General features: G+C 51.0%; 6 protein-coding genes. 3 read left to right on the forward strand and 3 right to left on the reverse strand.

What is annotated here, in order from left to right:
* Positions 1–77 precede the first annotated feature (77 nt).
* The 3 genes from OCV59_RS11900 to OCV59_RS11910 all read right to left on the reverse strand — a co-directional run bounded on the left by OCV59_RS11900 (position 78) and on the right by OCV59_RS11910 (position 4290).
* Positions 78–737, reverse strand: coding sequence for a hypothetical protein (locus OCV59_RS11900; protein ID WP_147594657.1), 660 nt, complete (start codon positions 735–737; stop codon positions 78–80).
* Between the two features lie 267 nt (positions 738–1004).
* Positions 1005–2510: a M20/M25/M40 family metallo-hydrolase gene (locus tag OCV59_RS11905; RefSeq protein WP_262584419.1), complete on the reverse strand. Its 1506-nt coding sequence runs from the start codon at positions 2508–2510 to the stop codon at positions 1005–1007.
* Positions 2511–2661: 151 nt separating this feature from the next.
* Complete coding sequence (locus tag OCV59_RS11910) at positions 2662–4290, reverse strand: amidohydrolase (RefSeq protein ID WP_147594659.1); 1629 nt, start codon at positions 4288–4290, stop codon at positions 2662–2664.
* 478 nt (positions 4291–4768) lie between these two features.
* Between OCV59_RS11910 and OCV59_RS11915 the strand changes: the two genes are divergently transcribed.
* From OCV59_RS11915 to OCV59_RS11925, 3 genes are all read left to right on the forward strand, one after another.
* Positions 4769–5512 carry a LytR/AlgR family response regulator transcription factor gene (locus tag OCV59_RS11915; protein WP_262584420.1) on the forward strand — a complete coding sequence of 248 codons (744 nt, stop codon included), beginning with the start codon at positions 4769–4771 and terminating at the stop codon, positions 5510–5512.
* A gap of 72 nt (positions 5513–5584) precedes the next feature.
* Positions 5585–7195 (forward strand): hypothetical protein, encoded by a 1611-nt coding sequence (locus OCV59_RS11920; RefSeq protein ID WP_147594661.1) that lies wholly within the window; start codon positions 5585–5587, stop codon positions 7193–7195.
* Between the two features lie 806 nt (positions 7196–8001).
* A partial coding sequence (locus OCV59_RS11925; protein ID WP_147594662.1) for a hypothetical protein occupies positions 8002–9006 on the forward strand: 1005 nt, incomplete at its 3' end.

A 9006-nucleotide genomic window follows, 5' to 3' on the forward strand; every position in this document is an offset into this window, starting at 1 on the left:
AAAACAACAGAGCATACCTTTTTGAGATATACTCTGTCTTGTTGTTTTAAGAAACGCCCGGTCCAATGTCGCTTAACTTAATGACATTGTATGTCCCCTCCGTTCTTTTTTAGAAATTCGTCAAGGATACCTTCTTTCATACATATTCGGATGCTTTCTTCTATCGCGGATTTTACTTCTATACCTTCAGAAAGCCTCTCACGTATCATATACATGAACTTGCTGTATTCATTCAGCGACCTGCATCTGCTAAGTATTTCGGCACCTTTGTCATAATTCACATTTATCACTTTTACTTTAAGCTCTAATGATATTTTATCACATTTCACAGCAAATGCATCCGATAACTTCTGTTCTCTGCACACCGGAAAATCTTCTGCACCGTTATAAAACACATAAAATTCCGGTGTCGGCAGTTTTATAAGTCGCTTACTGTATATTGCTTTTGAAAATACCAGCTTTTCCAGCTGTTTAGCAATATAGCACAATTCACGCACCGGCATATTAGGATTTATCGTAGACTGATGTTCTGTCAATATTATGAACCGGTCCTCTATCATAAAAGACAGATCATCTTTCATATCTCCGAATACCGCATTATCCAGCGTTACTATCTTCACGTCAGTATCAGGCGGATAATTTTCCCCTGTTAACGCATTATATAACTCCAATATTTTTTCTTTGTCATTAAAAAGCCGCCTGAAAACTCCATCTTTATATGTATGTTTTACTCCCATTTACATTCCCCCGTATAACCAGCCCTTGCACTTTCGATACTCGCCGCTTGCTTTTACATTATTTACCATGCACTCATTCTACATCACCGCAAGTCATTTGTCAATATTTTCCATCGCGCTTTTTCTGTTTTTTCCGAGCAAAAAGACCACCTTTCGGGTGGCCTCATCACAATACAGCAGGACGTCAAGCTTCACTGACCGTCCTGCTGTATTTTTTCATTATTTTTTCATTTTATCGACCAAAAAAGAGCGGTTGCTGCTGCAGCTTTACTTTGCCATCCTGTACAGTGCTTCCGCGTATATCTTCGCAGTCTCCAGAAATTCTTCGATCTCTATGTATTCGTTCTCTACGTGGAAAGGGAGCGACCCGCTCTGCTGCGCCATGCCGAACGGGATGAATCCTGGAAGCAGCCGCGCGTACGATCCGCAGCCGTTGGCAAATGGCTGCGACTTCGTATCCCCTGACTCTTCGCGGTAGACATCGATGAGCGTTTTCGCCGGTTCATCCTCCGGATTTATATAAAATCCTTCCAGAAAACCGGTAGTCCTGCAGCTCCACATACTGCCCTCGAGAACACGCGCGATGCGATTTTCCATCTCTCTGCGGCTGAGCGAAAGCGGCAGTCTGACGTTCGATATTATGGAGAGCCTGCCGTCGCTGTATTTTATCAGTGCAACGTTGTTCGTCGTCTCTCCCGTGACGTCGCTCACTGCGATGCCTATGCCGCGGCCGTTGGTGTCACGGCACATCAGTTTCGGCAGCTCTTTTACCGCTTCACAGATATCTGCCGGCTCGAACTCCATCTGAGCCAGTTTCCGGAGCAGCTTCGCGATAGCATTTTCACCCTGCTCCGGCATCGATGCATGTGCCGCCACGCCGCTTTCTCTGATCGTTCTCACCACGTTTCCGTCCTCGTCGCAGAACACAGCTTCTGCCCACGGCGGTACTATGTTGAGTGCGTCGCCGCCGGTGATGCTTTTGAGGATAAGCTTTCGCCTTGCTCTGCCTGAAATCCCTGCAGTTCCTGAAGCCCCGGCGATGCCTGCGGCGCCCGAATCACCGCCTGCATTCACGAGATCCGCAGCATTTGCATTCCCTGCGGCGCTCTCAGCACCCTCAGCTCCCCGAACGTCTGCGCTTTCCGATACCGGAACTGCCTGCCGCCTTTCACCCGCAGTGAACTGCAGTCCGGCAAAATGCTTCTCCGAAAAGCATATCGGGAAATACGAATCCGGCACGATGCCGTGCGCCGGTATACGCTCCGCGTTTTCTATATAATGCCTCAGGCACGGAAAGTATCCCCCCTCTTCATGACCTCCGATGATCTGCGTGATGTTTTTTGAAAGAGGCAGCCCGCTTTCCTTTATCGCAAGGACCGCGTAAAACGCTGCAAGCGTCGGCCCCTTGTCGTCCATGGCTCCGCGTCCGTATATCCTGCCGCCGTGGATCTCTCCTCCAAAAGGCGGATACTCCCAGACTCCTGCTGCCGGCACGACGTCCGCATGTCCTATCGTGCCCACAGCCTCATCCTTTCGCTCACCGAAATCCAGCTCACAGACCATGTTGTCATAATTTCTGGTCGCAAAGCCCTTTTCCCTGCCGAGCTCAATCATGAAATCCAGAGCCGCTGCCGAGCCTTTCCCGAAAGGCGTTTCCTGCGTGCACTCCGCACCTTTGCTTACAGCTACAGACTCTATCCTGATGAATTCCTGCAGCTTTTCCACCATCTCATCTCTGTATCCTTCGAGTATCTTTTCCAGTTCCGCGTTCATATCTGCCTTCCTTTTCACGACCGTACGCATTTACACGAGCTCTCGCCCGTACCTTGCCGACTGGGCTCCGCATGCAAACAGGCATTGCTTCTGCCTATGCCGCCGCTGCATGTGTATGTGCGTGTGCAAACCGGCGCGGCTGCCGCCGGCTCTAGTAATTGCTGTACGTCGTTTTTCCGTCCATTATCGTTTCGCATACCTTTATATTATGTATCTCATTGAGCGGAACGTCAAACAGATTTTTCTCAAGTATTACCAGATCGGCGTACTTGCCGGCCTCGATCGATCCGAGCCTGTCGTCCATGTGCATCTGATATGCGTTGTTTATCGTGTAGCTTCGTATGCCGTCATCGACAGAAAGCTTTTCTTCGTACGGTTTCAGCACAGGCAGCTCCGGATGATCGAACAGCTGTCTGGTGCAGCCCATCTCGATGCCTTTGAGCGGTTCTCTGCCGAATTCGTCTACCGGGAAGTCCGATCCCTGTCCCATACGGCAGCCGCCGTCTATCATCGTCCTGATCCTGAAAGTGCGGTTCTGTCTGTCTCCGATCACCGCCTCCATGTCGGGATTGCCGTAATGCCACACGCATGTGGTGTTTGCGAGCACATCGTATTTGCCGAACAGCCCGAGCTCCTCATCCTTTACATAATCACAGTGAGAATTCGTGATACGGCAGTCGTTATAGCCTGCTTCACGTATCGCTTTCGCCATCGCAAGCGTGCCGCTTATCGCTTCGTCGCCGATGCCGTGAACGTTGATGTCGAGACCTGCCGCTGCAGCTTTCAGGCCGACTTCTGCGATCTTTTCCCGTGTAAAGAGCGGCTGTACCATCGATCCGTCTTCATCGTACGGCTCGCCGAGCGCTGCTGATCTCGTCTCAAGAGTCCCATCGTTTATTATCTTTAAGAAATGTATATTGTATTTATCCGAGTCATATTTCCGGCTGTATTCTATCAGGCGTGGCAGAACGACGTCTTCATCGCCTTTTTCAGCCACCATCTGTCCGCAGCCGAAGAATCTCTGTTTGTAGATGCCGCTGTCTATCATTTCAGGGAGTGTTTCATAGTACACTTTCAGACCGAATTCCTGCATCCCCATATCGCATGTGGAAGTCACGCCCATCGCAGCGTATCCATCCGACGCTTCCTGCATAACATGCTCTATCGTATCGCGATCGAAGAAATTTATCTTTTCCATTATCATGTTTTGCGTGCCCATTTCCAGCAGGTGTCCTGTCGGTTCGCCTTCAGCGTCTCTGTGGAAATAATGGAATCCCGGTATCGGATCCGGTGTGTCTTTCGTTATGCCTGCCAGCTCGAGCGCTTTTGAGTTGACCCATGCCTCGTGAGCGCTGCTGCCGAGGATCATCATCGGCTTGTCTGCGCAGATAGCGTCCAGCAGTTCCTTCTTCGGGCCGTTCTCGTCAAATATCCACTCAGCGTAACCGATGCCGAAATAAGTCTCGTTGTCCGGATTCGCCTCTACATATTTTCTGATCTCGGCCAGACATTCCTCGACGCCCCATTCGATCTGCAGATACACTCCGCATAGATAATGCGCCGCCAGCACCGGATGGCAGTGGCCGTCTATGAAGCCCGGCAGCATCATCTTTCCTGCCAGGTCAGTGACATCGGTGTTTTCATCGCATAAAGCGCGCGCACCCGCCTCGTCGCCTGCGTATATTATCTTGTCGCCTTTTATCGCGACTGCTTCGACCCACTCGCTCCTGTTATTTACGGTATAGATATATCCGTTTACAAAGATCCTGTCTGCTTTCATTTGAACCTCCCTTGAACTTTTTAGATTACATTTTGATCACGTTTTCTGTGTTCCACACGGTTTGCACACTGACGTGCTTCTGCGGCGCATATACTATATACTGTGCCTCTGCCTTTTCATCTGCACCGCTTGTACTGATCTTGTGCTCTTAGCATGCGCTGCGCCGTTTCGTGAATTTTCGAAAAATTTGTTTTTACATCATTATAAACTGTGGCGCGAGGGACAGGTCAATATGGTTTTCGAATAAATTACAGGCGAAACGTGAAGCAGCAGTTTACGTTCTTTGCATATACTGATACGCCCCTCATCGCCCGGATATGAATCCGCAAACACCGCAGACAAAATTCCCCGGCTTAACAGCCGCCTGACTTTTTACATTCCCCCTATAGCCTTTTTCCCTGAGCTGTGCCATAATATTTTCTGATAAATAAACTTTTAAGCAAATTTAACGATATATATGACTGGAGGTCTGAAAACCATGCATATCGCCATCTGCGATGACGATGCCAACACTGCTAGAGATTTACAGCAGAAAATACTTCATCTTCCCTCAGCCGGCATAGACGGGATCGATATCTTCACCGATCCGGACAAGTTTGCCTTTGCAGCGGAAACGACCCGCTACGACCTTGTTTTCATGGACATCGAGCTCGGAAGCGAGTCCGGCATCGAGCTGTCCGGCAGACTGCTGCGAAGCTGCCCTGACATGCAGATAGTATTCGTTTCGGGCTACGATGACTACTATCTCCAGGTATACGATGTGGAGCACGTGTTTTTTCTCAGAAAGCCGGTGGACTCGGCACGTCTGCTGACTGCGCTCGAAACTGCCCGCAGCCACCTGGCAGCGACACGCAGCGAATTTATTTCCATAATCAGCAAACAGGGGGTCACGCGTATCCCTCAGTCAGGGATCATGTATCTTGAAAAAAACCGCCGCCTGATCCTTTTTCACACTTCTGACGGCGAGAGCTACAGGGCTTACGGCAAATTCTCGGATTTCTCGGATAAGCTGAACAGCTTTTTCTTCCAGTGCCACACCAGCTTTGTCGTGAACTTCAGATATGTTTCTGAGATGCGAGGCCGGAAATTCATCATCTCTCCCGACTTCACCGCTGCAGACCGCATCGAGGCAGGAGCAGATTCTGTATCCGAGATCGAGATCCCGGTCAGCAAAACATATTATAACGAAGCAAAAGAAGCATTCCTCAGATATCTGGGGTAGACCCGCGCTCTGCAGAAGACCCGCACCTCGCACACACAAACCCGTACTTCGCACAGAAAAGGAGACTCGCACATGTCCTGCATAAACGCCATGCACCTAACAGCACCCACGATCGCACTCAACATCATGACCATGATCATCAGCGCATGCGTTTTCCTGTACATATCTTTCAGATGCATAGGCATCACAAACCACAGAAAAACCGCATTCATACTGATCGCAGTGACTTCACTGGTTTTCGACAGCATCTGCACAGCCCTGATGATGCTGCCATCTTATAACAGCTCATTATCGCTGCAGCTGGCCGATTATATGGTGTACATGTTCAAAACATTTATAATACTGGCCGTGATCGCCACATGTGCCGAAGGGTATTTACCGCGCAATTTTATCGTGATCTTCCTGTACTGCGACCTGCTGACGACAATACCGTTCATGCCTCACCACATCATACACGATCTCCTCCTGAGACACTACGGTCTGCTTAACGATCCGAGCATACCCGGCGGCTACGCCTCACCACTGCCGAAAACCGCTGCGAATACTATCGCATGGGCTGTCCTGCTCCTGACTGTCATACTGGTCTGCAGGCTTTTCAACAGATATCTGATCCCCGCTCTGCGCAGGATCCCCGACATCGCATGTCTGCTGTTCCTCCTGACCTCATTCGTGATCAGCGTCATTAAAAGCGTGATCCTGCTCAAAACCGACCTGTACGTGCATGTCACATATGCGACCAGCCGGGGCGACAACGGCATCGCCACCTCGAATATCGCACTCATTCTGATGATGCTGCTCATTTTCATAATAGTGCTGATGCTGACCGCAACAGTTCTCCGCCAGCAGATGACCCGCATAATCGACCTCGAAAACGCCATGCTGCTCGACTACTACAACAATGTCTCCTCGCTCCACAGCAGCATCCGCAGCATGCGCCACGATCTGTCCAACCATCTCGCCGCGCTTTCTTTTATGAGTATGGGGGAAAATGCCGCAGGTCTGGACCGGCAGACTCTCATGAGCACGTCAGGTGTGGCTGGTGAGTCAGAGGAGACCGGCGGCTGCACGCCGCCGGTCGATCCAAGGCGCTACGCTGAAGCTTCGCGCCGTGCGTTATGCGGTGCCGGCGCGCTCTGCGCCCCGGACGATCCAGGTCGCTTCGCGACCGGTGTTCCAGGCGATGCATTCTGCGGTTACAGTACACCGGTCATACCGGGCGACTCAAACGACTCCCGTGACGCCTACCGCCGGAGCCTGCTCGACGCATGCAGCGAGATCGACCGCCAGATAGCTGCGCAGACAGCCTGGAGCCGGATCGACACGGACACACTTTCCAACCGCGAAAAATACGAGATCCATCATTATGTAACGACCGTGATGCAGAAACACCAGATCCCCGCGAGTGCGCTTTGCATAACGACAGAGACAGGCGACGGCAGCACAGAAATATCACTCAGAATCGACGCCGGACCGAAAGATACTTCGAACCTCGCAGTTTACCCTGCCGCCTCTGCAGACGCCGCCACCAGCCATCGCCCGAAACCGCTCCGCCTGCCGCTTCTCAGACATGGCACGATGTTCCGCCTGATAAAACTCATCGCACAGAGTCACGGCGGAGACGCCGTCTGGAGAAAAGACAGGGACGGATATGCACTTGTCGTATCGATACGACAGGGCGCCTGAAAGCCCGGCTTGACCCCGAATACCGGGAATCCGCCTTCTTTTTATAAAGAGCTTCTCTGTAAAAGTTTTTACCATTTTTAATCGCGTGATTTCCTGTGTATTTTTTCGACGTTGAGAAAAATCCTGCACAATCAGTGTTTGAGTTGTGCATGATGATGTGAAGGCAGGAAACATCTACACAAGGAAAATCGCCAAAATGATAAAAACACCCCCAAATCAGATGAAATCGGCTTGTTTTTGGTAAAAATCCGGGATTCCTTGTGTATTAATTTTTCCTCTTCACGAATATCGATACAGACAGAGACTCCATTGTGCAGATATTATCAAAACACCTGATTTCTACACAAACTGCAGTCCTGTGCTTGTGTGCCGGCCATACAATCCTGCCAATGCTCCGTAAAACGAGCTGCCGTATAGCTGCCCGGTTCTGAGCACGCACTCGGCCACCCATCATCACTGATCAGTTACGCGATTTCAGCTTTTCTGTAGTTCCGCATATCCTGTCGAGATGTTATAATTTATATATTATGAACAGGGTGCTGCCGTCATATGCTTTGCAGAGGATCGATCCCGACGCCTCGCCCCGGACCACCTTGGCCACCTGAACCACCTTGGCCACCGATCCGGCAGCACAGCAGGCCGGCGATACGCTAAGTCAGCGCCGGGCGGCATCGGCCGCCGCCCGGGCAGGATACGGCAAAGCAAGACCGGAATACCCCCCCGCAAACACAAACCCGAAACCAAAACACAAAACCAAAACCAAAACCGTAACCGAAACCAAACCGGCAAACGAAAGGACCAGACACATGCTCATATGGCAGGCTTCAAGCGTAATACTCCGCGCAATGATATTCACATGCATACAGCTTTTCTTCGTATTCAAATGCGTAGGTGTCAAAGAACACCGGAAATTCTGTTTCTGGCTGATCGTGATCTACACGATGATCTTCGACTCCGCCAATTACACGATCGAGATCCTGCCATTGTATCAGACATCCTCGATGCTGCAGGCTGCACATATGATGATCCATGCTGTAAACACATTCATACTGTTCACTATAGTCGGCGTCTTCGGCAACGGATATCTCCCGCGCAACTACCTCCTCGCCGAGATCTACTACGACTTACTTTCGACCGTTCCGATAATGCCGATGTTCATCGTCGCCGAGCTGCTGCAGCGGAGATTCCTGCCGCCCGGCACCGAAATATACACCGACTACCCCGCCGGCTGCGTGATCAGCGTCATCTGCATGTTCATCGGCCTCCTTCAGGTGCCCGCATTTTACTACCTGTTCGGCAAAAAAGTCAACGACCTTCTGCGTCGGATCCCTGACAATGTCTGTCTGTTCATTTTCCTCGCATCATTCGTAGGATTCGTCACCAAACAGATCCTGCTGCTCAAAACAAACAAGTATTACATCGACAACCCGGTGACCCTGAGCTATTTCAAAACAGCCACATTCGACTGCAACTGCGCACTGATCCTGTCCACCGTGATCGTCATCATTCTGCTGGTCTTCACCGCATTCCAAAGCCGCCGCCTGCAGTACATACAGTCACTCGAAAACAGGATGCTGCTCGACTACTACACCAACGCGTCCAGCCTCCACAGCGGCATCAGGTCGCTGCGCCACGACCTTTCCAACCACCTGGCCGCACTTTCTTTTATGGAAAATGCTGCAGACCCCTGCCGGCAGGCACTCATGAGCACGTCAGGCGGATCAGATGTCTGCGAGGCGTCTGATGTCTCAGATGCGTCCGGCACCGGCAGTCCGGCCGCCGCAGAGGTGTCCGGCGGCGTGCAGCCGCCG

The sequence above is a fragment of the Brotomerdimonas butyrica genome (assembly GCF_025567305.1).
Taxonomy (GTDB): domain Bacteria; phylum Bacillota; class Clostridia; order Peptostreptococcales; family Anaerovoracaceae; genus Lentihominibacter; species Lentihominibacter butyricus.

Coding starts and splice junctions, on each gene's coding strand:
- OCV59_RS11900 (WP_147594657.1), bottom strand. CDS start 737: ATGGGAGTAAAACATACATATAAAGATGGAGTTTTCAGGCGGCTTTTT.
- OCV59_RS11905 (WP_262584419.1), bottom strand. CDS start 2,510: ATGAACGCGGAACTGGAAAAGATACTCGAAGGATACAGAGATGAGATG.
- OCV59_RS11910 (WP_147594659.1), bottom strand. CDS start 4,290: ATGAAAGCAGACAGGATCTTTGTAAACGGATATATCTATACCGTAAAT.
- OCV59_RS11915 (WP_262584420.1), top strand. CDS start 4,769: ATGCATATCGCCATCTGCGATGACGATGCCAACACTGCTAGAGATTTA.
- OCV59_RS11920 (WP_147594661.1), top strand. CDS start 5,585: ATGTCCTGCATAAACGCCATGCACCTAACAGCACCCACGATCGCACTC.